At 65.2% G+C, this 24,409-nt stretch carries 23 protein-coding genes; 8 read left to right on the top strand and 15 right to left on the bottom strand.

Going from position 1 to position 24,409, the window contains the following annotated elements:
* Position 1: 1 nt before the first annotated feature.
* From ABC728_RS04915 to ABC728_RS04890, 6 genes are all read right to left on the bottom strand, one after another.
* Positions 2 to 1,372 carry a PQQ-like beta-propeller repeat protein gene (locus tag ABC728_RS04915; protein ID WP_416620681.1) on the bottom strand — a complete coding sequence of 457 codons (1,371 nt, stop codon included), beginning with the start codon at positions 1,370 to 1,372 and terminating at the stop codon, positions 2 to 4.
* 19 nt (positions 1,373 to 1,391) lie between these two features.
* Positions 1,392 to 2,060, bottom strand: coding sequence for a tetratricopeptide repeat protein (locus ABC728_RS04910; protein ID WP_416620682.1), 669 nt, complete (start codon positions 2,058 to 2,060; stop codon positions 1,392 to 1,394).
* A 317-nt stretch (positions 2,061 to 2,377) separates the two neighbouring features.
* Positions 2,378 to 3,052: a helix-turn-helix transcriptional regulator gene (locus tag ABC728_RS04905; protein ID WP_416620683.1), complete on the bottom strand. Its 675-nt coding sequence runs from the start codon at positions 3,050 to 3,052 to the stop codon at positions 2,378 to 2,380.
* A 570-nt stretch (positions 3,053 to 3,622) separates the two neighbouring features.
* Entirely contained in the window at positions 3,623 to 4,321 is a 699-nt protein-coding gene (locus ABC728_RS04900) for a LuxR C-terminal-related transcriptional regulator (protein ID WP_416620684.1), read from the bottom strand.
* A gap of 1,157 nt (positions 4,322 to 5,478) precedes the next feature.
* Entirely contained in the window at positions 5,479 to 5,865 is a 387-nt protein-coding gene (gene cueR, locus ABC728_RS04895; protein WP_416620685.1) for a Cu(I)-responsive transcriptional regulator, read from the bottom strand.
* Positions 5,866 to 5,932: 67 nt separating this feature from the next.
* Positions 5,933 to 8,344, bottom strand: a complete 2,412-nt coding sequence (locus tag ABC728_RS04890) for a heavy metal translocating P-type ATPase (RefSeq protein ID WP_416620686.1) — start codon at positions 8,342 to 8,344, stop codon at positions 5,933 to 5,935.
* A 428-nt stretch (positions 8,345 to 8,772) separates the two neighbouring features.
* Here ABC728_RS04890 and ABC728_RS04885 point away from each other — a divergent pair, with 428 nt between their 5' ends.
* Positions 8,773 to 11,172: a Tex family protein gene (locus ABC728_RS04885; RefSeq protein WP_416620687.1), complete on the top strand. Its 2,400-nt coding sequence runs from the start codon at positions 8,773 to 8,775 to the stop codon at positions 11,170 to 11,172.
* A gap of 104 nt (positions 11,173 to 11,276) precedes the next feature.
* Positions 11,277 to 11,708 carry a hypothetical protein gene (locus ABC728_RS04880; RefSeq protein ID WP_416620688.1) on the top strand — a complete coding sequence of 144 codons (432 nt, stop codon included), beginning with the start codon at positions 11,277 to 11,279 and terminating at the stop codon, positions 11,706 to 11,708.
* 28 nt (positions 11,709 to 11,736) lie between these two features.
* Here the strand turns inward: ABC728_RS04880 and ABC728_RS04875 are convergent, their stop codons facing one another.
* Positions 11,737 to 12,111, bottom strand: coding sequence for a Crp/Fnr family transcriptional regulator (locus tag ABC728_RS04875; protein ID WP_416620689.1), 375 nt, complete (start codon positions 12,109 to 12,111; stop codon positions 11,737 to 11,739).
* Positions 12,112 to 12,238: 127 nt separating this feature from the next.
* Between ABC728_RS04875 and ABC728_RS04870 the strand changes: the two genes are divergently transcribed.
* The 5 genes from ABC728_RS04870 to ABC728_RS04850 all read left to right on the top strand — a co-directional run bounded on the left by ABC728_RS04870 (position 12,239) and on the right by ABC728_RS04850 (position 15,714).
* Positions 12,239 to 12,829, top strand: a complete 591-nt coding sequence (locus ABC728_RS04870; protein ID WP_416620690.1) for a TetR/AcrR family transcriptional regulator — start codon at positions 12,239 to 12,241, stop codon at positions 12,827 to 12,829.
* A gap of 195 nt (positions 12,830 to 13,024) precedes the next feature.
* Positions 13,025 to 13,789 (top strand): alpha/beta hydrolase, encoded by a 765-nt coding sequence (locus tag ABC728_RS04865; RefSeq protein ID WP_416620691.1) that lies wholly within the window; start codon positions 13,025 to 13,027, stop codon positions 13,787 to 13,789.
* A 54-nt stretch (positions 13,790 to 13,843) separates the two neighbouring features.
* Positions 13,844 to 14,236 (top strand): MAPEG family protein, encoded by a 393-nt coding sequence (locus ABC728_RS04860; protein WP_416620692.1) that lies wholly within the window; start codon positions 13,844 to 13,846, stop codon positions 14,234 to 14,236.
* Between the two features lie 230 nt (positions 14,237 to 14,466).
* Positions 14,467 to 15,081 carry a 30S ribosomal protein S4 gene (gene rpsD, locus ABC728_RS04855; RefSeq protein ID WP_416620693.1) on the top strand — a complete coding sequence of 205 codons (615 nt, stop codon included), beginning with the start codon at positions 14,467 to 14,469 and terminating at the stop codon, positions 15,079 to 15,081.
* A 201-nt stretch (positions 15,082 to 15,282) separates the two neighbouring features.
* Positions 15,283 to 15,714, top strand: a complete 432-nt coding sequence (locus ABC728_RS04850) for a DoxX family protein (RefSeq protein WP_416620694.1) — start codon at positions 15,283 to 15,285, stop codon at positions 15,712 to 15,714.
* Between the two features lie 170 nt (positions 15,715 to 15,884).
* Here ABC728_RS04850 and grxD read toward each other — a convergent pair whose 3' ends face one another.
* From grxD to ABC728_RS04820, 6 genes are all read right to left on the bottom strand, one after another.
* Positions 15,885 to 16,223, bottom strand: a complete 339-nt coding sequence (grxD, locus tag ABC728_RS04845; RefSeq protein ID WP_416620695.1) for a Grx4 family monothiol glutaredoxin — start codon at positions 16,221 to 16,223, stop codon at positions 15,885 to 15,887.
* Positions 16,224 to 16,335: 112 nt separating this feature from the next.
* The gene (locus ABC728_RS04840) at positions 16,336 to 16,575 is read right to left on the bottom strand and encodes a BolA/IbaG family iron-sulfur metabolism protein (protein WP_416620696.1); all 240 of its coding nucleotides are present in this window, start codon (positions 16,573 to 16,575) and stop codon (positions 16,336 to 16,338) included.
* An 82-nt stretch (positions 16,576 to 16,657) separates the two neighbouring features.
* Positions 16,658 to 18,880, bottom strand: coding sequence for a phosphoribosylformylglycinamidine synthase subunit PurL (gene purL, locus ABC728_RS04835; RefSeq protein WP_416620697.1), 2,223 nt, complete (start codon positions 18,878 to 18,880; stop codon positions 16,658 to 16,660).
* Positions 18,877 to 19,566 (bottom strand): phosphoribosylformylglycinamidine synthase subunit PurQ, encoded by a 690-nt coding sequence (gene purQ / locus ABC728_RS04830; RefSeq protein ID WP_416620698.1) that lies wholly within the window; start codon positions 19,564 to 19,566, stop codon positions 18,877 to 18,879. Before purQ ends, purL begins: the two co-directional genes overlap by 4 nt.
* Before the next feature lie 200 nt (positions 19,567 to 19,766).
* Positions 19,767 to 19,994 carry a hypothetical protein gene (locus tag ABC728_RS04825; RefSeq protein ID WP_416620699.1) on the bottom strand — a complete coding sequence of 76 codons (228 nt, stop codon included), beginning with the start codon at positions 19,992 to 19,994 and terminating at the stop codon, positions 19,767 to 19,769.
* Positions 19,995 to 20,165: 171 nt separating this feature from the next.
* Positions 20,166 to 22,148, bottom strand: coding sequence for a S9 family peptidase (locus tag ABC728_RS04820; RefSeq protein WP_416620700.1), 1,983 nt, complete (start codon positions 22,146 to 22,148; stop codon positions 20,166 to 20,168).
* A 235-nt stretch (positions 22,149 to 22,383) separates the two neighbouring features.
* On the opposite strand from ABC728_RS04820, the gene ABC728_RS04815 reads away from it, so the two are divergent.
* On the top strand, positions 22,384 to 22,941 hold the full coding sequence (locus ABC728_RS04815; RefSeq protein ID WP_416620701.1) for a hypothetical protein: 558 nt from the start codon (positions 22,384 to 22,386) through the stop codon (positions 22,939 to 22,941).
* Positions 22,942 to 22,952: 11 nt separating this feature from the next.
* On the opposite strand, the gene ABC728_RS04810 is transcribed toward ABC728_RS04815, so the two are convergent.
* The gene (locus tag ABC728_RS04810; protein ID WP_416620702.1) at positions 22,953 to 23,555 is read right to left on the bottom strand and encodes a 2-hydroxychromene-2-carboxylate isomerase; all 603 of its coding nucleotides are present in this window, start codon (positions 23,553 to 23,555) and stop codon (positions 22,953 to 22,955) included.
* 28 nt (positions 23,556 to 23,583) lie between these two features.
* Positions 23,584 to 24,264, bottom strand: a complete 681-nt coding sequence (locus tag ABC728_RS04805) for an SDR family oxidoreductase (RefSeq protein ID WP_416620703.1) — start codon at positions 24,262 to 24,264, stop codon at positions 23,584 to 23,586.
* Between the last annotated feature and the right edge of the window lie 145 nt (positions 24,265 to 24,409).

Genomic DNA, 24,409 nt, shown 5'->3' with positions numbered 1-24,409 from the left:
GTTACCGATAGGCGACCAGATCGCCATCCTCCGTGAGGATATACAGCGTTTCGCCGGCCACCACAGGCGCCTGTATCGCAGGGCCGGGCAGCTTCGTGCGCTTCTGGACGCCCCCGTCGGACAGCGACAGTTCCACCAGCTCGCCCTGATTGTTGGTCAGCAGCAGCCGTCCGCCAGCCACCAGCGGCCCCGTCCACAGGATCGGGTCTTCCCGGTCCTCCGGGTCTTCCCACTGGTCGAGCTGGCTGATCCAGCGGATACGGCCATCCGCGCGGGTCATGGCGACGACCTGGCAATCGTTCGTCGTCACAAAGATCCAGTCCCCGACCACGGCCGGCGTGGTGATGCCGCCGATATCCTGTTCCCAGACCCGCTGGCCCGACCGGATATCCACGGCCACCATGCGGCCGGAATGGCTGATGGCATAGGCCACGCCGCCGGCGATGACCGGAAGGCCGCGAATATCGGCCAGACCCGTCAGGTTCTCGCCACGGCGGAAGGCCGCCAGGCTGTCCTGCCAGGCCTGTCGCCCATTCTCCACGCGCAGCGCGAAAAGCTCGCCAGAGGAATAGGGCACAATGGCCGTGTCACCCTCGATCGCCGCCGCCGATCCGCCCAGAAGGGCCGCCGGCTCCAGAAAGCCCGTGTGATACCATTGCAGCGCGCCATTGTCGGCCGACAGGGAAATCACCTGATTATCGACAGCCGAGACGAAGACACGCCCCTCCAGCACCGTGGGAGCGGAGCGAATCGGGCCGGCAATCCGCCGGCGCCAGACGACATCGCCGGTTTCGCTGTCCATCGCGACGGCTTCACCGAACCCGTTGGTGGTGTAGACGCGACCGCCATGCACGGCCACCCCGCCACCGAAGGCCGAACCCTCCTGCTTCTCGCGCAGGACATTGCGGCGCCAGACACGCCGGCCCGTGGCAGCGTCCAGCACATGCAGATCATAGTCGGTGTCCAGCACATAGGCACGGCCCCCGGCGATGACGGGACCGGCCAGCAGGCGCCGGCTGCTGCTCGACCCCTCGACGCTGGCACTCCATACCCGCTTCAGGTTGGCGCCCAGCGCCACATGGCCGGGATTATGGGCGGGATTGCCACCGGCCTGTGCCCAATCGGCATTGACCACGGCTTCCGGCAGGGCAACCTCCGTGGCCGCGACCTGCGGGTCGACTTCCAATTGCTGCTGGAATTGCAGCACCGAGATGCGGCTGCCGCCCAGCTTGGGCGCATCGTCGTCACTGCTGAACCAGTCGGTGATGCCGCAGCCCGACAACAGCAGGCAGGCCAGCAGCGGCGCGGCCACCCGGGCGGCCAGCCGGTAGGGGCGGCGGGACGGGGCGGTGGAATGGGTGGTGATGACCATCTGATCCTGGTTCCTGGACTTATTGCGGCGCCGCGTGCAGGGCGGCCAGTTCGGTGGCACGGGCGCGCAACGCCTGTGGCGCCGTGCTGTCCTCGGAAAGCTGCTTCAGCAGCGCCTGGGCGTCGACCATGTCGCCGGCACGGATCGACAGCAAGGCCGCCGTCTCCAGGGCGGAAGCCCGCCAGGCATTGCCCGCCTTCAACAGGGGCTCCAGCCGGATGCGCAGCGCCTTGGCATCGCCGTCATCCGCCTGATGCTGAACGGACAGCAGCAAGGCCATGTCCCGCAAGGCGGGATCGGCACCGCCATCACCGGCGATGGCATCGTAAAGCGCCAGGGCCTGGTCACGCTGGCCATCACGGGCACGCAGCCCGGCCTCGTACAGGCGGGCCAGGGTCGCATGGCCGCCGCCCAGCCTGGCGGCGGCCTGCGACAGCGCCTCTGCCGCAGCCCTGGTATCGGGTGCGGTGCCTTCCGCCGCCGGCCGAAGCGGCGCCAGCGCCTGGCTCAGCACCGCCGTCCGATTCTCCATCTGGGCCGAACGCCAGTATTTCCAGCCGACATTGCCGGCCGTGGCCGCGACGACCAGAACCGCAGCGCCGATGACAATACCGCCATACCGCTTCCAGAAAGACAGAAGCTGTTCACGACGGAGGTCTTCGTCAACTTCACGAAAGATATCGGACATGCATCACCCTCGGCCGGTCGCCGAACCGATTGAACAAAGGGCGGCGATAGCAGACACCCCGCCCCCGGTCAAGGCGGCTGCCCCGCAGCCACCCCACTTGCACGCCGGTTCCCGGCATAACAAGCGGCGTGGCCGGCACCACCATACGATGCTTTCTGGCAATTGCAGGGCAAAAAGCGAAGGCGGGCGGTGCCTGTCGGCTGCGCCCGCCCATCTGGGTCCATCATGCCTTGCCCGCCCCGCCCCTTGTCCGCCCGCCGATTGTCCGCCCCGACGTCCCGCGGCGGGTCGCGCACAGGAAGTGCGGGCAAGCGGCATCACGCCTGGGTGGCAACCGGGTCAATGGCGGGCAGGTCCAGCCAATCGGCAGCAACCATCGCCTGGGTACGGTTGCGCACGCCGAGGGCCTTGAAAATGGCGGTGATGTGGATCTTCACGGTGCCAACCGTCAGATCCAGCGCCTCCGCAATTTCCAGATTGCTGCGGCCGGTGCGGATCATGGAAAGGATCTCACGCTGGCGCGGGGTCAGTTGCTTGCCCGCATCCTCACGGAAGAAACCGGCCGGTACCGGGCCTGCAACCGTCATCAGGGGCTCCCCGCCCGGCCGCATGGCCACGACGGGCGGCACGAACACCCCGCCATCGCGAACGACGTCCAGCGCGTTGGCCAGTTCGTCGGCCACATCGCTGCGCCGGACATAGGCGCGCGCGCCCTCGCCCAGCGCCGCCCGCATACGGTCGGGATCATTGCCGCCGATGGCCACCAGCGGCACCTGCGGGCAATGCTGCACGAATTCCTTGATGATGCCGCGCGCCGCCATGGTGATCGACACCAGGCCCACCAGTTCCGCATCGGGATATGCCTGCGCATAACGGCGCAACTCGGCCAGGTCCGGCACCTCATCCACCGCCTCCACCCCATTGATCCGGCGGACAAGTTGCCGGACACGGGTGACGAAGGCAGCTTCATGATCGATCAGTATAAGACGCATTGCTTACGGCCTCTAGGCTCAATCCGCAACCTGCCATGGATGCGGGACACCAGATTTTCCCCACTATACACGAGCTTTCTGCTTCCTACAATTTTATGCAGCGCCCATGATGAACTTGGCAAGAGCGGCGGATAACCGCCGGTGCTGCCTCCGTCCATGGGAGGCCGGCATCGCCACCGGCGACCAACCGCAGGTCGCAAGGCGACCCCAACCCCCAAGGGTGGGAGTATACTTTCAGTTTTCTGACCAAATCATGAACATGCATCCTCTATTCTTTCCACGGGATTTACCTGAAATCCGCAGAAATTTTTCACCGCCACGAGGCTATGCGCCCCTTGACCGCCAATTCTAATGGATTTTTTTTAAAAGGTAATGCCCCGGCAACATGCTATGCGTCAGGATAGCGCACAGGAGCCGCCCCGCCGAAGAAAAACAGGTGGCGACTTCATTTGAAGTCGCCACCATGCAATTGAAAACATACGATTATGTGGGACTAGCATCAGCCATATGCCCTGCCGTGGGCACGGCGTTCGTAAACGCGACACCCATAACGACAGGGGATGGGGACGCTCAAGCCGTGGCCCCGACAGCCTCTTCGGCCTGGTCGGAGTTCGCCGCCGTGACAGAATCACTCTGCCCGATTCCATTGTTCATGGCCCAGATCGCGGCCTGGGTACGGTTCACGGCGTTTATCTTGCGCAGCAGGCTTTTGAGATGGACCTTCACCGTGGCCTCGGTGATCCCCAATGCGTTGGCGATCACCTTGTTGCTGTCGCCATCGATCAGGCAGCGGAGGATCTGCATTTCCCGCTGGGACAACCCCTTTCGCAGGGTATTCAATTCAGACGGCGGCGACTGGACCTGGCCAGCGACCAGCAGATCGGCCAGATGCGTCGGAAAGACCTTCTCCCCCATCATGACCAGTTTCAGCGACTGGGCCAGCGCCTCCGCCGACATGTCCTTCAGCAGATAGCCGGCAGCGCCGGCCTCCAGCGCCCCGGTCAGGCGGCGGGCACACAGGCTGGCCGTCAGGATGACGACAAGGGCGCCGGGCACATGCCGCCGGACCCGGGCGATCTGGGCCAGGGCGGACGGGTCCTCACCCGGATCGATCAGGATCAGGTCGGCCTTCGGCTGGTCGAGCGCCAGAATTTCGTCCGCACTGCCATATTCGCCCGCCACGCTGAACGGCACATCCAGCAGCAGCCGGGCCAACCCCTCGCGGAACAACTTGTTCACGTCGATCAGAATGACGCTCTGCATCTCCATATCGCTCACTCCAGCACAGCCCGTGGCGCCCGATCGCCTGGCAAGTCCCTCCCGGTCGTGGGTAGTCTGGCCATGGGCAAGTTCAATCCCTTCAGAGAATAGCCTCAAGCGAACGAGACCAACACCCTTCGAAGGCATTAATTCGCGTTTACTTTAGGCATATAACAGCCTAATGGCCACAGAATCGCCCGATTTAGGCCGCGGATGTGTCCTTTTTCCGAACCTGAAGTTCCATAATCATTTACTTACGGCCGAGGGTGATAGTTACTCTGTCATAAGAAAAATGGTGTGCCTTATTTGAAAATTGGCCCTAATTTCGTTTCAATGAAACCCAACCACCGGCACACGCCCCAAGCGGACAAGCCTTGTCATCTGAACAGGCGGAACCCTAAGGGGCGGAGGAGGTGCCGGCGCCGCGGAGAAATGGGGTCGGGCGCATCGCTACACCCATGCGCCAGACGCAGGGCAACGCAAGCCCTGTAACATGGCTTCTTTTGCACTGCACCATACCCAGGCACGGTGGCGCCATGTCGCGGATACCTGAATCGCCCTTCAAGTGTAAGGGCTTAGCCCGTTTGGGGAATGCAGGGGGAAGTATCGGGGATTCCGGGGGCCGCGGCGATATAGCGCGGGAAATGTCCACCGGTAACCATCGTCACGACCCTGCCCACGACCCTGCCATGGGGTGGGGGTCGTCTTGGCACTTGCACGATACCGGTAACGGAGTCATATTGTGCATCGCAGCACGTTGTGCTGCTTGCCCTTATCGGGCGTTTCCTCCCTAAACTCAGGCCGCTCTCGTAGCGGCCTTTTCTTTTGGCCGCTGCCAAGGCGCGCCACCAACCCCGCTTGCGCAACAAGCTGACGGCACCGACCTGCGTGAGGACTATTTCTTTCAAATGCCGGGGATCGTCAAGCAGTTTTATTCCGGACAGCATGAAATAGGCACATATGCAGACAATACCCGCCCAGGGCGCGGCGGGGCCATGCATGCGCAAATTATTGGCGAAACAGACAAGCGGTTCCTGTGGGACATGTCTAGGGCCATCAAATTCAATGATTTACGGCAATGGCCATCGGTATGGACGGGACAATCCACGACCCGGCGGCCGATCGGTGGAGCGACCGGACGGGGATTGGCAATCTATGGCGGTGTGCTACCCCGCCAGCCCTTCCAGGATGGGGCAATCCGGCCGGTCATCGCCATGGCAGCGGTCGGCGAGTTGTCGCAGGGTGGCGCGCATGGCCTGCAGCTCCGCGATCTTGCGATCCAGCGTGTCGATATGGGCGAGCGCCAGTTTCTTGACCTCGCCGCTGCTCCGCGACCGGTCGCGCCACAGGCGCAGCAGCCCATCCAGATCGGCCAGCGGGAAGCCAAGGTCACGGGCATGGCGGATGAAGCGCAGGGCGTGGATGTCGGCCGTGTCATAGATGCGGTAGCCGCCCGCCGTGCGGGCCACCGACGGAATCAGGCCGATCGCTTCATAATGCCGGATCATCTTGGCCGACACGCCCGACGTGCGGGCCGCCTCGCCGATATTCATGGGACCTCCTTCCTTTTACCGTCGGCATGAATGATCGTGTTCTGGCCAAACCTTTTGACCGACAATATCATCCTCCGGGGCGCCAGCGGCGCAGCGTCAGGGCATTGGTGACGACACAGACGCTGGACAGCGCCATCGCCGCGCCGGCCAGCATCGGATTGAGCAAGCCCGCCATGGCCAACGGCACCCCCACCACATTATAGATGAAGGCCCAGAACAGGTTCTGACGGATCTTGATCACCGTCCGGCGTGAAACCGCGATGGCATCGGCCACCAGGGACGGATCGCCGCGCATCAGTGTCACCCCGGCCGCACGCATGGCGATATCGGTGCCCGTGCCCATGGCGATGCCGATATCGGCGGCGGCCAAGGCCGGGGCATCGTTGATACCATCCCCCACCATCGCCACGACATTGCCGGCGGATTTCAACCGGGCCAGAGCCGCTCCCTTATCCTCCGGCAAAAGACCGGCCTGGACATCATCCAGCCCCAGACCGGCGGCAACGGCCGCGGCCGCCCCCTGACTATCCCCCGTCAGCATGATGCTGCGCACGCCCAGCGCCCGCAACCGGGCGATGGCGGCCGGCGCCGTGTGCTTGACCCTGTCACCAAAGGCGATCAGGCCCAGCGCCTGCCCGTCCGCCGCCAGATAGGACAGGGTGCGGCCCCGCACGGCCGGGTCGGCCGCCGCCGCGGCCAGCACACCGATATCGATGCCACGCTCAACCATCAGCCGTTCATTGCCCAGCAGCAGGGCGCGCCCGTCGGCCCGCCCCTCCACCCCACGGCCGGCCAGGGTGCGGACGGTCGCCGCGGCCGGAACATCGGGCATGGCATCCAACACGGCGCGGGCCAGGGGGTGGGCGCTGCCGGCCTGCAGCGCAGCGGCAAGGCGCAGAATATCCGCTTCCCCCAGCCCCGCCGCCCGGCGCACCGCCAGCACGGCCGGTTTCCCGTCCGTCAGCGTCCCCGTCTTGTCGAAAGCCACACAGGTGATGTCGCGGGCACGTTCCAACGCCTCGGCATCCCGGATCAGGATGCCGGCGCGTGCGGCGACCCCCATGCCCACCATCAGCGCCGTGGGTGTGGCCAGTCCCAGCGCACAGGGACAGGCGATGACCAGGACGGACACGGCATTGACCATCGCCCGTTCCAGCCCCACCCCGGCCAGCAGCCAGCCGGCCAGGGTCAGGATCGCCAGGACCAGGATCACGGGCACGAAAACGGCACTGACCTTGTCCACCAGACGCTGGATGGGCGCCTTGGCGGCGCCGGCCGCCTCCACCATGCGGATGACGCGGGACAGGGTGCTGTCGGCCCCCAGCGCGTCGGCGCGCACGGCGATGAACCCGTCCAGGTTCATGGCGCCTCCCGTCACCCGCCCGTCCGGCCCCCGCGCCACCGGCAGGCTTTCGCCCGTGATCATGCTTTCATCCAGATGGGTCTCCCCTTCCAGAATGGCGCCATCCACAGGCACCACCTCTCCCGGACGGACCAGGGCGACATCGCCACGCCGCACCTGTTCCAGCGGCAGCACCTGCTCCCCACCGTCGCGGCGGATGCGGGCCACCTGCGGGCGCAGGGCCATCAGGGCCTCGATGGCGGCCCCCGTCCTGCGCCGGGCCCGGTCCTCCAGCCAGCGGCCCAGCAGCAGCATCGCGATGATGACAGCCGATGCCTCATAGTAAAGATGGGGCATGTGACCGGGATGGGCGGTCAGCAGCAGCCAGCCGGACAGGCCCCAGCCGGCCAGCGTGCCCAGCACCACCAGCACATCCATGCTTGCGGTTCCGTGGCGCAAGGCCCGCCACGCCCCCCGGTAGAAGGGCCAGCCCAGCCCGAACTGCACGATGGACCCCAACGCCAACTGGGCCAGCGGCGGCAAGGCCGGCCCTCCCAGCATCGGCGACAGCAGTGGCAGGCAGAGTGCCAAGGCCACACCCGCCCGCGCGCCTTCCCCCCGCCAGGCTGTATCGGCCAGGGTGCGGCCGGGGCCAGCGGCGACGGTCCCGCCCGCTTCCGGCACAGGACCGGCGGTGGGGAACGGCGCGTCCTCCGCCATCGCCACGCCATAACCGGCATCCGTCACGGCCGCCGCCAAATCGATGCGATCCACGCCCGCACCGTCCACAAGGGCGATGCCCGTGGGCTGGGAGATGGTCACATCGATGACACCGGGCACGGCGCGCAGCGCCTTTTCCACCCTGACGGCGCAGGACGCACAGCGCAGCCCCGTCAATGCCAAGCGATGGCTGTCGGTGCGTGCTGGGTATCCGGCTTGCGACAATACCTCCACAATCGCGGCCGGCAGCGACGGCCCGGCATCGGACGCGGGCGTGACAATCACCTTCCCCCCGGCCAGGTCGACATTGACCCAAGCCACGCCTGCCACCTGTTGCACGGCCTTTTCCACGCGGGCAGCACAGGCCGCACAACGCATGCCCGTGACGGGCAGGGACAGGATGCTGGACAACATCATTCATCTCCCCCCGGCCAGGAATGACCGGTCCGTGAATGGCCGCAAGCAGACAGGATCAGGGTGGGGCCGCGCATTGACCTGGGGCAAGGCCCGCCGGAATCCCGCAAGCATCGGCATCGCTTCCCGTTCTGGACCTTCCCATCATGGGAGGGTCAAGGCCAAAAAAAGCCCCGCCGTTGGAAACGGCGGGGTTTGAAGGCGGGAACTTCTGGGAGGGAAACAACAGAAGATGTTGCTGAACACGGGTTATAAGCCGGGACCGTTATGGATTGGTTAAGAGCCGGGGCCGCCAACGCTGGTCTGTCCTGCGCTGGTGTCGGGGCCGATCGGGGCCGGCGGCCATCCCGCCTATCCCGCCTGGATGCTTTTCCCGCCCGGCCCGATGCGCTATGACCGCAACCCCGGTCATTGCCCCAAGGGTTCGGTTCATGCTGTCCATCGCCCACCGCATTGCCAACGAGCTTTCCGTCCGCCCGGCCCAGGTCGAGGCGACGGTTGCCCTGCTGGACGAGGGCTCAACGGTTCCCTTCATCGCCCGCTACCGCAAGGAAGCGACGGGGGGGCTGGACGATACCCAGCTCCGCACGCTGGAGGAACGGCTGCGCTATCTGCGGGAGATGGAGGAACGCCGCGCCACGATCGTGGCCAGCATCAATGAACAGGGCAAGATGACCCCCGACCTGCTGAAGCAGATCGAGGAGGCCGACACCAAGACCCGGCTGGAGGATCTCTATCTGCCCTATCGGCCCAAGCGCCGCACCAAGGCCATGATCGCGCGCGAGGCCGGGCTGGAGCCGCTGGCCGACCGGCTGCTGGCCACGCCGACCCTGTCGCCGGAAACGGAGGCGGCCGGTTTCGTCGACGCCGACAAGGGCGTGGCGGATGTGAAGGCCGCCCTGGAAGGTGCCCGCGCCATCCTGGTGGAACGGATGGGCGAGGATGCGGGCCTGGTCGGCCGCCTGCGCGACTTCGCCCAGGCGCAGGGCCGGGTCGTTTCCGCCCTGGTGGAGGGCAAGGCCGAGGAAGGGGCCAAATTCAGCGATTATTTCGATTTCAGCGAGCCCGTGGGCAAGATGCCCTCGCACCGGGCGCTGGCCCTGTTCCGCGGCCGGGCCGCCGGCGTGCTGGACCTGAAGCTGGCGGTCGGCGACGAGCCGCCGGCCGGTACACCGCACCCGGCCGAAGGCCTGATCGCCGCCGCCTTCAACATCCAGGACCGGGGCCGGGCGGGTGACCGCTGGCTGTCCGATTGCTGCCGCTGGGCCTGGAAGACAAAGATTTCCCTGCACCTGGAACTGGACCTGCTGAATGTCCTGCGGGAAAAGGCCGAGGATGAGGCCATCCACGTGTTCGGCCGCAATCTGAAGGACCTGCTGCTGGCGCCGCCGGCCGGGCAGCGCGCCACGCTGGGCCTGGACCCTGGCATCCGCACCGGCGTGAAGGTGGCCGTGGTGGACGCCACGGGCAAGCTGCTGGACACGGCCACCGTGTTCCCGCACGAACCGCGCCGCGACTGGGAAGGCTCGCTGGCGGTACTGGCCGCTCTGGTCAAGCGCCATGACGTCGACCTGATCGCCATCGGCAATGGCACGGCCAGCCGCGAGACCGACCGGCTGGCCGCCGATCTGATCGCCCGCCTGCCCGACCATCGCCTGACCAAGGTGATGGTTTCGGAAGCCGGCGCCTCCGTCTATTCCGCGTCGGAGGTGGCGGCCCTGGAATTTCCCAAGCTGGACGTGTCGCTTCGCGGCGCCGTGTCCATCGCCCGGCGCCTGCAGGACCCGCTGGCCGAACTGGTCAAGATCGATCCCAAATCGATCGGTGTCGGCCAGTATCAGCATGATGTCAGCCCCGCCAAACTGTCCCGCGCCCTGGACGCCGTGGTGGAGGATTGCGTGAATGGCGTCGGCGTCGACCTGAACACCGCATCGGTGCCGCTGCTGGCCCGCGTGTCGGGCCTGTCGGAAAGTGTTGCCAGGAATGTGGTGGCGCTGCGCGACGAGAAGGGCGCCTTCCGCAGCCGCCGGCAATTGCTGGACGTGCCGCGCCTGGGGCCCAAGGCCTTCGAACAGGCGGCCGGCTTCCTGCGAATCCGCGACGGAGAGAACCCGCTGGACGGATCGTCCGTCCATCCGGAAGCCTATCCCGTGGTGGAACGCATCCTGACCAGGACTGGCAGGCCGCTGTCGAAGCTGATCGGCGACGTGGCCTTCGTGCAGTCGCTGGACCCGGCCGATTTCACCGACGAGCGGTTCGGCCTTCCCACCGTGACCGACATCCTGCGCGAACTGGAAAAGCCCGGCCGCGATCCGCGCCCGGAATTCAAGACCGCGACCTTCAAGGACGGGGTGGAGGAACTGAAGGATCTGGTGATCGGCATGGTGCTGGAAGGCGTGGTGACCAACGTCACCGCCTTCGGCGCCTTTGTCGATGTCGGCGTGCATCAGGATGGGCTGGTCCATATCAGCCAGCTTTCCCACAGCTTCGTGAAGGACCCGCACACGGTTGCCAAGGCCGGCGACATCGTGAAGGTCAAGGTGCTGGAGGTGGACCTGAAGCGTAAGCGCGTTGCGCTGACCATGAAGCTGGACGAGCGTCCCGCACCCGCCGCCCGGCCCGACCGCGGCCCCGTCCGGTCCGGGGATCCACGGCGTGACGACCAGCGGCGCGAGGATGGCCGCCGGGACGAAAGGCGCAGCGGACCGCCGCGCCAGCAGACCAACGCGCCCCGCAAACAGCCAGCCCCAGCCCCATCGCCCGCACCGGTCCCGGCCGACAGCGTCTTTGCCGCCGCCTTCGCAGCCGCCAAGGCGAAGGGCAAGCGGTAGGGCCGTCAGGTTCCCCCGAAATTTGCCGCAATCGGATGTAATTCCATGTCGGCCAATCAATCAGGCGCTGTACCGGCGCCTGAAACGGGGGAAGACAGGGCGTCATGGATCAGCGCAAGGGTTTGGCCATCCTCTTGATCTGTGCCGCCCTGGCGGGATGCGCCCAGGTCGCACAGCCACCACCCCCGCGGCAGGCCGGCCCGCCGCCCACGGTCGCGGCCGGCAGGGGCAGCGAACACGGCAATTATCCCACCTTCGCCACGGGGGAAATACACCCCTCGCCTTATGGCCCCTGCACCGTCTATGCCTGGGACAGGCCGGCGGGGGATGGTCTCGTCGTTCGCTACCGTTCCGCCGCCTGCCCTGCCCCGCGGCCGGGGCGGCCGGATGCCCTGTTCATGCTGGACCTGGGCCGCGCCCTGGTGCCGCTGGCCGACAGTCCCCTGTCGGTGCCGGAGGCGGAGCCGTGGCAGGGATATCCGGTGACGCCACCAGCAGCTGGCATCCGGGTCGAAGCGGACGGTCCCATGCAATGAGGGCCCGGCCCGCGGCCGCAGCCTCCGGTCAGCCGGCCTTGCCCTCCAGTTCATCCAGACGGCGAGCCATGGTGCGGATATTGTCGATCAGCAGTTGCACCAACTGTCGCAACAACGGGTCGGCACCGTAAAGGCTTTCGCGCAGGACGCTGGCCGGCATGCGCATCAGCACCGATTCCACCTCTGCCGAGGCATGCGCCATGCGGGGCTTGCGGTCGAAGATTGCCATTTCACCGAATATGCCCGCACTCTCGATCCGGCCAATGATGGTGGGATGTTCCAGATCGCCACGCCAGATGCGCACCCGCCCGCTTTCCACGACATAAAGGCTGTCGCCGGGATCACCTTCCTTGAAGATCGGCTCGCCCGGTGCGAAGGTTCGGCGTTCAAAGGCGGCGGACATGACGGCTCCTCGCATCCAGGGCCAGAGAGGGCTGCGTCGGGCGCAGGGCCGCCAAGCATTACGCCGAACAGGCGGATTTTGCCATGGGACTTGACAATAGAACGACCGTTCGTATTATTTGTGTCCTATGAGCAAGGGTGAACGCACGCGCGCCGCAATCCTGGACGAAGCGCTGGCCATGACCAGCACGGACGGATTGACCGGCCTGACCATCGGGACATTGGCCGACCGGCTGAGCATGTCGAAAAGCGGGCTGTTCGCGCATTTCGGCAGCAAGGAACAGCTTCAGGCCGCTGTACTGGGCCGGGCGGCGGAACTGTTCGCCGAAACGGTCGTGCGCCCTGCCCTCACCCAGCCGCGCGGGCTGCCCCGCGTGCTGGCTCTGTTCGAGAACTGGATTGGCTGGACGCGGGAACCCGTGCTGCCCGGCGGCTGCCCCATCCAGGCGGCCTCCATCGAGTTCGATGACCGGCCCGGACCCATCCGCGACCAGATCGTGCGCCATCAGGAAGAGATGCGGCGCGTCGTGATCGGCGCCGTCCGCCGCGCGGTGGAGGAAGGGCATCTGCGGGCCGACCTGGATAGCGAACAGTTCGCGTTTGAAGGCATCTCGCTTTGTTACGGCTTTGCACAAAGCTACCGGCTTTTGAAGAATCCCAAGGCGGAACAATGGGCACGCACCGCGGTGCGTGGCCTTATCGACCGGGCAAGGGCTTGACCGGGGCCGCTGGCGGCGGCCCCACCTGCATCATTGCGGGCTGACCCCGATCCGGGGCGCCCATATTCATCGGGGAGAAGTCTCATGGTGTCCTTTTTGAGCCTTGAAAAAAGCACGAACGTTCGTGACTTTGGATTGGAAAGCTGGTGGGATGGGGTCACCGCACTGTTTCACCCGCGCAGCAGAAGCAGGGTGATGGAAGGCCGTGACCTCTACCTGTTGCCCGAGCGCCGGCTGGCGCCGCCCGCCCTGCCGGAACCGGCCGGCGGCATGGTGCTGGTGGTCCCAGGCTTCACCCCCCATCTGGCAGCACGCATCTGGGGTGCGGACCGGGGTCCCACCGCGCCGCTGATAGTGCTGGTGCATGATTGGGAGGGGCAAATCTACGACATGATGCCCTTCGTGCAGCCGCTGCTGGACGCCGGCGCCCGGGTCGTGGCGTTCGACGCCCCGGCCCACGGCCGCAGTGCCGGCGAGGAGACGCATGTGCTGGACATGGTGCGGGCCATCCGCGCCGTGGCCATGGCGGCCGGCGGCAGCGTCACGGCCAGCATCGCCCACGGGCTGGGGGCCACAGCCCTGGCCCTGGCCATGCAGGAGGGCTTCGATCCCGGCCGTGCCGTGCTGCTGGCACCCCTGGCCGACCTGATGCTGCCCGTGCGGCAGATCGCGCAGGTCCTGCGCCTGGATACCGACGGGGAACATGATCTGACGCTGGCCATCGACCAGGCGCTGGGCCGGCCGCTGGCAGGGCTGCACGTGCGGGGGAATGCCGAGGTGCCGGCCCTGCTGATCCATAGCAGCGACGATCGCATCATGCCGGTGGCCGACGCCCTGCATCTGGCCGCCGGCTGGCCCGGCATGGCCGTCCATCTGGTGGAGGGCCTGGGTCATCGCCGGCTGCTGTCCGATCCGGCCGTGCAGGGGCTGGTGCTGGGCTTCGCCTTGGCGTCGGCGTGATTTCTCCGCTATTCTCGCCGCCTCAACGATAAACGGACAGGGAAGATCATGCCCGTGACCATCACCCCCCTCTATGCGGGGCTTCTGGGGCTGCTGCTGCTGGTGCTCAGTTTCCGTGTCTCCATGCAGCGGCGGCGGCACATGGTGTCGCTGGGCGATGGCGGGAAGCCTGCGCTGCAGGCGGCCATCCGCGTGCAGGCCAATTTCGTGGAATATGTGCCGCTGGCCCTTATCCTGCTGGTGCTGCTGGAACTGTCCGGCCAGCCGCCCGCCCTGCTGCATGCGCTGGGGGCCGCGCTGTTCCTGGGCCGCGTCCTGCATGCCCAGGGCCTGACCAGCAATCCCGGCGGGAAAAGCTTCGGGCGCCTGTGGGGCGTGCTGCTGACCTGGCTGATGTTGCTGGCCGCAGCATTGCTGCTGATCGTGCGGGCCATCACCGGGCTGTGATATCCCCAGCCGGCCCGGCTGGGTTGCGGCGGACAGGGGCGGGTTGGGTTTGACAGGACGCGGGCGTTCCCCTATACCCCCCGCATTCCTGGGAAGGCGGGCACCGGTCATCTGGTGCCCCGTCCCCGTTTTTGCGTTCCGGTCCCGCGCGTCGGGGTCGGCATGCAAAGGGCGGGGAACTACCGGGACAACAAGGCTGGTCGTCACGACCAGCCAAACGGAGCATGTCAATGAGCAAGCGTCAGGAAGCCAAGTACAAGATTGACCGCCGTCTGGGCGTCAACCTGTGGGGCCGCGCCAAGTCCCCCATCAACAAGCGTGAATATGGCCCCGGCCAGCACGGCCAGCGCCGCAAGAAGCCGTCGGATTTCGGCCTGCAGCTGATGGCCAAGCAGAAGCTGAAGGGCTATTACGGCAATATCGGCGAGAAGCAGTTCCGCAAGCTGTACCAGGAGGCCGTGCGCCGCAAGGGCGATTCGGGCGAGAACCTGATCCAGTTGCTGGAGCGCCGCCTGGACGCCGTCGTCTACCGCATGAAGTTCGCGCCGACCCCGTTCTCGGCCCGTCAGATCATCAATCACGGCCACATCCTGGTCAATGGCAAGCGCCTGAACATCCCGTCGTACCAGGTCAAGGACAACGACGTGATCGAAGTGCGCTCCAAGGCCAAGAATTTCGCGCTCATCATGGAAGCCATCCAGTCCGGCGAGCGTGATTTCCCGGATTACGTGACCGTCGACACCGGCAACTTCAAGGGCACCTACCTGCGCGCCCCGAACCTGGCCGACGTGCCGTACCCGACCCAGATGGAACCGAACCTGGTCGTCGAATTCTATTCGCGCTAAGGTCCGGCGCCCTCGGGCAACGACAGATCAGGCCGCGCCCTTCGGGGTGCGGCCTTTTTTGTCCCCGCATTGTTCCAAATTCCGGGACAATTAATCCTGATCGGCACACATTGTCGCAACGGTTCACTGGGCGTATCTTCCATCCCAAGACGACGGCGCCGATGCCGGCGCCCACCCCAGAGAACCGAAGGGACATTCATCATGAACAAACTGATCGCCAGTAACGCCAAATATCTGCCCGTCGCTGGCCGCATCCTGCTGGCCGCCATCTTTATCTCGTCCGGCCTGTCGAAGGTGACAGGCTGGGAGGGCAGCCTGGCCTATGTCGGCTCCGCCGGCCTGCCCCTGCCGGCTGAATTGCTGCTGCTGGCCGCCATCGTGACGGAGCTGGTGGGCGGTGCCTTCATCATCGCCGGGTTCCAGACGCGCGCCGCCGCGCTGGTCATGGCCGGCTTCTCCATCGTCTCCGCCATCCTGTTCCATAATTACTGGGCGCTGACCGATGCGCAGATGGCCTATTTCCAGTCCATCATGTTCTGGAAGAACGTCGCCATGGCTGGTGGCTTCCTGGTCCTGGCCGGCAATGGTGCCGGGGCCGTGGCGGTGGACAACCTGCTGGAGAAGCGCGCCTGATCCTGTACCGTCGGCATGAATGACCGCCGGCGTTCCAACACCATCGGGCAGACATTCCGACCGATGGTGTTGTCTCTCCCCCGAACTCTCCCCCCTTCCCCGACAACGCAGAAAGGGCCGCCCCGTCACCGGAGCGGCCCTTTCCTTTACCGGAAATCCTGCGGCAATCCTCAGGCGGCATCCTCGAAGGTGACGCCCTTGTCACGCAGCAGGTCCTGCAGCTCACCCGTCTCATACATCTCGCGCACGATGTCGCAACCGCCCACGAACTCCCCCTTCACATAAAGCTGGGGAATGGTCGGCCAGTTGGTGAATTCCTTGATGCCCTGGCGCAGGGCGGGGTCGACCAGGATGTCGATGCCCTTGAACTTGACACCGATATGGCTCAGCACCTGGACCACGGCGGCGGAGAAGCCGCATTGCGGGAACACGGGCGTCCCCTTCATATAGACAACGACGTCATTGTCGCTGATATCGCGCTTGATGCGCTCGGCAACCGTCTGATCCATCTCGTCACTTCCTTGGCAGTGCCACCGGCGCGCCCGAACGGCACCGCGGCAAATCCCTTGACATATAGCGCCGAACGCCCGGCCTTTACAGGGGGATCGTTCGGCGGGGCAATCATGCGTCCTTGGGAGCGGCTGTCGTCAGCATCAGGGCGTGCAGTTCATTGCCCATGCGGCCCTTCAGGGCGGCATAGACGGCCTGATGCTGGGCCACGCGGGATTTCCCCTTGAAGGCGGGGCTTTCCACATAGGCCGCGTAATGGTCGCCATCGCCGCGCAGATCATCGATACGGACGACCGCGTCGGGGAACGCCTCGCGCAGCAGGGCCTCGATTTCGGATGCGTGCATCGCCATGGGTCGGGTCCTTTCAATTACCCCCCAATCGTCATCCCCGCGCAAGCGGGAATGACGTTAAGAGGCGGTCACAGGGTGGTACTCAGCCCACCTTGCCATTCATATAGTTGGGCAACCAAGCCTCGTTCGCCTCAATCAGGTCAGCGACCGAAATAATGGCCCCCGACGCACCCGTCAGGGCGTCGCCACCCACGCTGCCGATGCGGGTCAGGGCAACCCCGGCCTCCGCGGCCCTGGTCTCCATCGCTTCCAGATCGGCCGGCTTGACGGTCAGGATATAGCGGCCCTGATCCTCGCCGAACAGCTCCGCCACGTGCCAGCCGTCCAGGCCGGACAGGTCCGCACCCTTGTTGCCGGCCATGGCCATTTCGGCCAGCGCCACCTGCAACCCGCCATCCGACACGTCATGCGACGCCGTGATCAGGCCCGCCTGGATGGCATCGCGCACAAACGTGCCGTGACGCTTCTCCGTCTCCAGATCGACGGCCGGGGCCGGACCTTCCTCCAGACCCAGGATTTCGCGCAGGTACAGGCTCTGGCCCAGGTGACCCTCAGTCTCCCCCACCAGCAGAATGACGTCGCCGTCATTCTTGAAGCCCAGACCCACGGCCTTGTGCCCATCGGCCAGCAGGCCCACGCCACCCACCGTCGGGGTCGGCAGAATGCCAACGCCGTTGGTTTCGTTATAGAGCGAGACATTGCCCGACACGACCGGGTAGTCCAAGACGCGGCAAGCCTCGGCCATACCTTCGACGCAGCCGGCGAACTGCCCCATGATGCGGGGCTTTTCGGGATTGCCGAAATTCATGTTGTCGGTGATGGCCAGCGGCAGGGCGCCGACGGCGCAGATGTTGCGATAGCTCTCCGCCACGGCCTGACGCCCGCCCTGCACCGGGTCGGCGAAGCAATAGCGCGGGGTCACGTCGGACGACATGGCCAGCGCCTTGTTCGTCCCATGCACGCGCACGACGGCCGCATCGGCCTGACCCGACAGGAAGCGGGTATCCGCGCCAACTTGGGCGTCATATTGCTGCCAGATCCAACGCTTGGAGGCGAGATCGGGGCAGGCGACCAGCTTGGTCAGGATATCGCCCAGCGACAGATCTTCCGGCCACAACTCATCCTCGTCCAGGTCGAGCGGCGGCTGGGCCGGCGTCTCTTCTGTCGGGCGATGATACAGCGGGGCCGCGTCGAACAGCGGGGCCAGTTCCAGGTCGCAATAGGTCTCGCCATTCATCTTCAGGACGAAATGGCCCGTATCGGTCAGGTGACCGATCACGGCGAAATCCAGTTCCCACTTCTCGAAGATGGCGCGGGCCACGTCTTCGGAACCGGGCTTCAGGATCATTAGCATGCGTTCCTGGCTCTCCGACAGCATGATCTCATACGGGGTCATCCCCGTCTCACGCTGCGGCACCTTTTCCAGATGCAGTTCGATCCCCAGGCCACCCTTGCCAGCCATTTCGACGGAGGAGGAGGTCAGGCCGGCGGCGCCCATGTCCTGGATGGACTGGATGGCGTCGGTGTTCATCAGTTCCAGGCAGGCTTCGATCAGCAGCTTTTCCGTGAACGGATCGCCGACCTGCACCGTGGGACGCTTGGCCTCGCTATCCTCGGTGAACTCGGCCGAGGACATGGTGGCGCCATGGATGCCGTCGCGGCCCGTCTTGGACCCGACATAGACCACCGGATTGCCGACACCCGCCGCCTTGGAATAGAAAATCTTGTCCTGGTCGGCGATGCCCACGGTCATGGCATTGACCAGGCAATTGCCGTTATAGGCCTTGTGGAAATTGGTCTCGCCACCCACGGTGGGCACGCCGACGCAATTGCCGTAATGGCCGATGCCCGACACGACGCCCGCCACCAGCTGACGGGTCTTGGGGTGGCCCGGCTCCCCGAAACGCAGGGCATTCAGGTTGGCGATCGGCCGCGCACCCATGGTGAACACGTCGCGCAGGATGCCGCCCACGCCCGTCGCAGCACCCTGGAAGGGCTCGATATAGGAGGGGTGGTTATGGCTTTCCATCTTGAAGATGGCGGCCTGATTGTCGCCGATATCGATGACGCCGGCATTCTCCCCCGGACCGCAGATCACCCAGGGGGCCTTGGTCGGGAACTTCTTCAGCCAGACGCGCGACGACTTGTAGGAGCAATGCTCCGACCACATCACCGAATAGATGCCCAGCTCGGTAAAGCTCGGCTGACGGCCGACGATTTCCAGCAGGCGGACATATTCATCGGCCTTGATGCCATGTTCGGCGGCAAGCTGCTCGTTGACAACGGGTTCCTTGCGGGCGCTCACGACAGGGTCTCCACCAAACTATCAAAGAAGGCACGGCCGTCGGTATTGCCATGCAGCGGATCGAAGGCGCGTTCGGGATGCGGCATCATGCCCAGCACGTTGCGCTCAGCGTTGAAGATGCCGGCAATGTCGTTGGTTGCACCGTTGGGGTTCGCCTGACCGGCGTCCTGGCCCGGCAGTGCGGCATAGCGGAAGGCCACCAGCCCCTCGCCCTCCAGGCGCTTCAGCGTCTCCTCGTCGGCAACGTAATTGCCCTCGCCATGGCCGACCGGAATGCCGATCACCTGCCCCTTGGCGTACTTCCGGGTAAAGTCGCTGTCCGTCGTTTCGACGCGCAGGCCGACCGTGCGGCACACATATTTCAGCGACTTGTTGCGGATCAGGGCGCCCGGCAGCAGACCGGCTTCCGTTATGATCTGGAAACCGTTGCAGATGCCGACAACGCGCACGCCCTTGGCCGCGCGTTCCTTCACCACCTTCATGATGGGCGAATGGGCGGCCATGGCGCCACAGCGCAGATAATCGCCATAGGAAAAACCGCCAGGGACGGCGATGACATCGACGTCCGGCAGGTCCGTGTCCTTGTGGAAAGCCATGTGGGGCTTCTTGCCGGAAGCCTGTTCCAAGGCAACCGCAATATCGCGGTCGCAATTGGAACCGGGGAAGACGATGACGGCGGACTTCATCCCGCGAACCCGTTCCTGTTGGTGGATGGGAGGCGGCGAACCGTCACCGGGACGGCCCCCCGATGCGGCCGGAACCTAATGCCGACAGGGCTTCAATGCAAGGTCGGGAACCACCCGGACAGGCCATGGCAGGGCGGCGTTATCGGGGGGGTGGGGCGCTGGCTTACCTCGTTGAAGGCCAGCGCCCGAATGCCTCTGGCTCAGTTACGCATACGCACCTGAGCGCCATTTTCCTTCATGATTTCCGCGAACTTGCGCCACGAAAGCTGAAAATGATTAACCGAATTTCCTGAAGGCCAGAAGTCAATATTTCCCTTACTGATATGTATTTCTCCAATCTTTCCATCATGATCCGAAATCATCAGAACCATGTCCTTTGACGATAACTCAAACTCTGGTATGCACTTTATGATAACTTCGTGAGCCATTTTGACCTCCAAAATTGACCTCACACATATATCACCACTTAGATTCTGCCACAACTCTCAATCTAAGAACACATATTGACGACAATTCGAAATTGACCAGAAATAAAATAGGCCATTTGATTGTATTTATTCAAAACAATCAAATGGCCATTGAGTTATTTTGTATGTTTATTACTTCTGCCCGAACACCCTCTGGAAGAACTGTGCCTGGGCCATCTGAGCCACGAACTGGTTGGACTTCTTGCGGAAGCCATGCCCCTCGTCCATGGCCAGGACATAGGCAACGTCACCACCGTTCCTGCGGATGGCAGCCACCATCTGCTCTGCCTCGCCCACCGGCACACGCGGATCGTTATAGCCCTGGATGACCAGCATGGGCTTGGTGATCTTGTCCACATTGGTCAGGGGGGAGATACGCTGAAGGAAGGCACGCATCTCCGGATCGCGCTCGTCACCATATTCGGGACGGCGCAGGTCACGGCGATAGTCGGCCGTGGCTTCCAGGAAGGTAATGAAGTTGGAGATGCCGACCGTGTTGGCGCCGCCGGCCAGCCGGTCATTGTAATGGGTCATGGCCGCCAGCGTGACATAGCCGCCATAGGAGCCGCCGGCGATGACCACCCGGTCCTTGTCCAGGTCGGGACGGGTGGCGATCCAGTCGATCAGGGCGCCGATATCCTTGATGCTGTCTTCCCGCTTGAAGCCGTTATCCAGGCCCAGATAGGTCTTTCCGTATCCGTCGGAGCCCCGGATATTGGGCAGCAGCACGGCGGCCCCCAGCTCATTGGCCCAGAACTGCACCGTGGAACTGAAGGTCGGCCGGCTCTGCCCCTCCGGCCCGCCATGGGCAAGGATGATGACCGGCAGTTTGGCCGGCCCGTTCGTGGGCTTGTAGAGGAAGGACGGGATCTGGCGGGGCGTGCCGTCCACCTGGTCGAAGGTGGGGAACTGGATCAGTTCAGCATCGGCGAAATTGTCGGTGTTCAGGCCCCCGACCTCACTCCGGGTCCAGGGTTCGACCGCCCCCCTGGCCAGATCGACGACATAGACGTCGGCCGGCGCGGTCGGCCGGGTCAGCGACAGCGCCAAACGCTTGCCGTCGGGGCTGAAGGAAACGCCGCCGATCACCCCCTTGGGCAGGGTGGGCAGCTTGACGGGCTTCAGCGACTTCGTATCGATGACGCGCAGGGTGGACCAGCCCCCCTCGTTCAGCACATAGGCCAGGCGCCGGCCATCATGCGACAGGGCTGCTTCCTCCACGTCCCAGGGATCGTCGGCGGTGATCCAGCGTGTCTGTCCCGACGCCAGATCGTGCAGGCCCAGACGCTTGAACTCCCCCTCCTCGTCAGAGGTCAGGAATACGCCCCTGCCATCAGGGGTGAAGCCGATGCCGCCCAGCGCGATATCGTCGCGCTCCGGCTTGATGCGGGTGATGGCGCCCGTGGCCACATCTACGACCGACAGATAGGATTTGGTGATGGCCAGATACTGGCCGACCAGCAGCTTGCCGTCATCCTGAGAGAAGGCGACAGCGCCGTAGGACCCCGTCTGCGCCACCAGGGGCGCCGCCGTGGCCGCATCCTTCAGGCCGGCGACATAGACGTCGGTGTTCCGGCCATCGCGGCGCGTGCTGGAAAAGGCGAAGCGGTCGCCCTTGTGGTTCCAGACCAGTCCCTGGTTGCGCGACTTGCCGTCGGTGATCAGCGTGGACACGCCCGTGGACATGTCCATGTGGAAGAACTGAAAATTCTCCGACCCGCCCTTGTCCCAGACATAGACGAGATCGCTGCTGTCGCGGGCCGGACGGAAGCTGGCGCGGGTGATCGGCTCGGCCGCGAAGGTGAGCTGCTGGCGCGCCATCATGGGGCCGGACACCAGATGGAGCTGTGCCGTCTCCCCGAACCGGGTGGAAATCAGGATGCCCTTGCCATCCGGCGTCCAGTCCAGAAACCCGGCCGAGCGCGCGTTCAGGTAGGCGGAAAGCCGCTCTCCCAGTGCCGCATCGATGGCGGGCACATTCTCCGTGACCAGATTGCCGTTCTGCACCCGCTCCACCGCGGGGGCGCTGGCCTGGGCCAGCACGGGAGCCGTGGCTGTCAGAGCCATAACCAGGGCCAGGGCACTGCCCCGCGCCCAATGTCCGATAGTCCGCACGTCTTTTATCCTTGTTTCTTCGCCAACCGGCGTGTCTGGATTGCGCGGCTGCCAGCCTAGCGCATCGCCATGGGGCTGCAAGGGGCCTGCTCCCCTTGAAATGATCCAGAAACAATTCTCCGCCCTCCCCGGCACCGGGCGGACGGGCGGGTCAGGCGGCACTGTATGGGCTTGGCATGGTCATCGGCCCAACTGTAAGCTATGGTTGCAAAACCACAACAGAACAGGACCTGATATGCTGGGGGCAGAGCATTTCGACAGGATCGTGGATTTCCTGCGCGGCATCGGGCTGCCGCTGGAGGTGGGGCCGTTCGGGCCGGAGGGCTTCCTGCCCGGCGTCACCATCCGGCAGGGGGTGATGCATGTCGATCCGGATCATCTCCACGTATCCGGAGACCTGCTGCACGAGGCGGGGCACATTGCCATCGTGCCGGCCCGTCTGCGCCCCCTGCTGGGCACCAACCTGGAAACCAGCCTGCGCGAGGCGGCCGGCGACGACCCCGACCCGCAGGCGCGGATCGCGCTGATGCATACGGAAACGGCCGCCATCGCCTGGTCCTACGCCGCGATGAAGGCGCTGGACCTGCCGCCGGAAACCCTTTTCTTCGCAGGCGGCTACCGGCTGGAAGAACAACAGCGGGACCGGTTCATGTACCTGCTGGAAACAGGCAACCAGTTCGGCATCGCGCACCTGGCCATGCTGGGTATGACGGGGCCCTGCGGGGTCATGGCGCTGCTGCATCAAAACGGCCTGGCCCCGTTCCCGGCCATGACGCGCTGGCTATTGCACTGATGCCGGGGCGGCTACCAGCCGCCGCCGACCCAGGCTTCCAGTTCGCCCATCCGGTCCGCGCCCCAGAAGGGCTCGTCATCGACGATGAAATAGGGCACGCCGAAAACGCCGCGGCCGATGGCCGCTTCCGTTTCCACGCGCAGCCGCTCCTTCACCGACGGGTCGGCCAGCCCGGCTTCCACGGCCGCCCGGTCCAGCCCCAGCCCGGCAGCCACATCCAGAACATTCTCCGGCATGGCCATGTCGCGGCCGTCGGCCCAATGGGCGTTGAAGACGGCATGGGCCAGGGCCACAGGTGAATGTTCGCCGCCCACGGCGTCCAGCCAGTAGAAAGCCCGCGATGCCGCCAGCGACGCGAAGGGGGATGGCAGCGGGTGGGCCAGCGGCACCCCCAGCCGCCGGGCGCAGCGCGGCACGTCGCGGCGCAGGTAGTCACCCTGCAGGGGCTTGGCCAGGTTGGGAACACCGCCCGTCACCTTCAGCACGGCCCCCATCAGGATGGCGCGCCAGTGCAACGGCCGATCCAGCCGGGCGGCCAGCGCCTCCACCTGCGTGGCCGCCAGATAGGCATAGGGAGAGGCGAAATCGAAATAGAACTCGATGGGGGCCTTCATGCGACGCTTGTCCTTTCCGGACCAGGGATCACCAGGGGATGCGACGACCGTCGAAGCCGAAAAAGGCACCGCTGTCGGCCGGACCGGCCCCGGCGATGACCCGGCGCATGCCGGCCACCGAGTCCGGCGGCTTCACAGGTGCCTTGGGACCGCCCATGTCGGTCTGCACCCAGCCGGGATGCAGGACGATGCAGGTGATCCCGTCATCACGCCAATCCACGGCAAGGCAGCGATTGCCCATGTTCACGGCCGCCTTCGACGCACGGTAGGCGTACAGGCCGGCCCCTTCATTCTCTGTGATGGAGCCAAGCTGGCTGGACAGCGTCACCACCTTCGCCCCCGCCGCCAGCGAGGGTTTCAGGGCCTGGGCCAGCAGGATGGGCGCCAGCGCATTGACCTGCAGGGTCTGCATCCAGCCTGCCACGTCGATACGCTCCTTCGACTGGTCGGGACCCTCCGGTCCCATCACGCCGGCATTGTTGATCAGCAGATCGACCCGCCGGCCGGCCAGTCCATCCGCGAAGGCCCGGATGGACAGCGGGTCATCCACCCGCAGTTCCACAACCTCCACCCCCTTCAGCCCCGCCAGATCCCCGGCCTTGCCCGGATCACGGACGCCGGCGACGATGGTCCAGCCATCGGCGGCATATTGCCGGACGAATTCCAGCCCGATGCCGCGATTGGCACCGGATATGACAAGTACGGGCATGACGCCTCCCTCTGCGCTACGGGGCGATGGATCGCATCCAGACTATGCCCGATGCCGCCGGCCGCCAAGGCCGGCACACCAGACCGGACCCCATATCAGGGGAAACAGGTGGCCGGGCCACCGGTTCCCGCCACCGTCCCCCCTC

The sequence above is a fragment of the Niveispirillum fermenti genome, from assembly GCF_052474395.1.
The sequence above is the reverse complement of the archived record's forward strand: the minus strand, read 5'-3'. Positions and strand labels throughout refer to the sequence as shown.